This is a genomic window from Amycolatopsis sp. CA-126428 (assembly GCF_002904335.1).
In the GTDB taxonomy this organism is placed as follows: Bacteria; Actinomycetota; Actinomycetes; order Mycobacteriales; family Pseudonocardiaceae; genus Amycolatopsis.
Genome location: NZ_PPHF01000008.1, coordinates 1 through 1,784, shown reverse-complemented (window position 1 = coordinate 1,784; position 1,784 = coordinate 1). Strand labels below are relative to the sequence as shown.

Genomic DNA, 1,784 nt, shown 5'->3' with positions numbered 1-1,784 from the left:
CACGGGTGACATCCTTCCACGCAAGGCCGAAGCCTCACACATGAGGTGTCAAGCAAACCCTGGGCAGACCCGGGGTTGCTGCCGGTCGCGGTGATGTTGTCGTAGGTGACGTTGCTGATGTGGCCGACGCCGGGATTGTCGCCGCAGCGCTTTCTGGTTCCGATCTTCTGGAAGATCGGTGAGCGGACGCCGGTCATGGTGATATCGCGGTAGTGGACGTCGGAGATGGTGGCGCCGTCCATGGAAACCATGCCAAGGCCGGATTTGCCAGCGCCGGTGATCTTGATGCCTTGGAACTGGTAGGCGGTGAAGTCGCCGCAGGTTTCGGAGCCGAACATCAGCGCGTTGCAGCACCGGGCCGAGAGCGTCGAATTGGTCACCGTGACGTGTCCGTTGGGGAGCTTGGCGCCGAGAGCGTAGTCGCTCTTGAAGACCAGCGCGTCGTCGTTGGCGGAGATGTTCGCGTTGGTGACGGTGACGTTGGTGGTGGAGATGATGTTCCAGCCGTCCTGGTCGCCGGCGGTGTCGATGGTGAGGTGGTCGGAGACGACGTGGTCGCAGTCGTTGATCAGTGCGGCGAAGTGGCCGCCGCGGCGGAGGGTGACGCCGCTGAGGGTGAGGTTCTTGCAGCGAGTCAGTGAGATGATCTTGTCGGCTTCGCCTGCGGCCGGATTTCTGGTGGCAGTGACCAGGTAGCCGCCGCCGTCGATGGTGCCGGAGCCGGTGAAGCCGATGTCGGTCACGTTGTCGCCGTAGAACATGGCGTCGTGGAAGTGGCTGTGTCCGTAGTCCTGGTACCTGTCGTTGGCGTTGGGTTCGGCGGCGTCGTAGGTTTCGGCGACCGAGCCCAGGACGGTGGACCCGGCGTCGAGCTGGATCGTCACGTTGCTCTTGAGGTGGACGGTGTTCTTGGACTTGTAGGTGCCAGCGGCGAACTCCACCGTGCCACCGCCTGCGGCATTCGCCGCGGTGATCGCCTTGGCGATGGCGGGGCTGTCGTTGACGTGGCCGTCGCCCACGGCCCCGTAGTCCCTGACGTTGAACACGGCGGCCGCGGCGCTCGATGCCGGGCCTGCCGGGCTGCCGGCGTCCGCGGCGGCCGACCCGGACAGGATGGTGACCGCCGCAATGACGATGCCCGACAGGGTGCTGGTGCGGTTCATACGTCCTCACCTTTCAGCCGAGGGCGACGTGGAAGATTCTTTCGTTGCTGTTGTTCGGAATGCTGTCCTTGTCGCCGTTGTTGCTCGTGGTCAGCCACAGGCCACCGTCGGGAGCGGGTTCCACGGTGCGCAGCCGGCCGTAGGTGCCGTTGAAGTAGGTCTGCACGTTAGTCAGGTCGCTGCCGCTGATGACTTCGCGGTACATGCGGGTTCCGCGTTCGCAGGCGACGTAAAGCACGTCCCGCACGATGGCGATGCCGGAGCAGGAGCCGTCGGCGGTGGGGTAGGTCCGTTTGGGAGCGATGAAGCCGGCGGTGCCGCACGTCCCGGAGGTTCCTTCTCACGCCGGCCAGCCGTAGTTGCCGCCCTTGGTGATGAGGTTCGTCTCGTCCATGACCGCGTTGCCGAACTCCTGCTCCCACAACCGGCCCTGGGAGTCGAACGCCAGGCCCTGGGGGTTGCGGTGACCGTAGCTCCACACGTAGTTGCCGAACGGGTTGTCCGAGGGCGCGCTGCCGTCGGGGTTGAGCCGCAGGATCTTGCCGTTGAGGAGCAATGCTTGAAATCTGTGGATGGCTGGGAAGGGGGCGTACCTTCCCGGTGACCGGTTGAGGTTTCCAA

General features: G+C 64.8%; 1 protein-coding gene and 1 pseudogene. Both read right to left on the bottom strand.

What is annotated here, in order from left to right; all coding sequences use genetic code 11:
• Nucleotides 1-1,163, bottom strand: a 1,163-nt coding sequence (locus C2L58_RS01595) for a glycoside hydrolase family 28 protein (protein WP_103335198.1), incomplete at its 3' end; no start/stop codon positions are given.
• Between the two features lie 13 nt (nucleotides 1,164-1,176).
• Nucleotides 1,177-1,713: pseudogene (locus C2L58_RS01590) on the bottom strand (PQQ-dependent sugar dehydrogenase); the annotation flags it as partial.
• Nucleotides 1,714-1,784 lie beyond the last annotated feature (71 nt).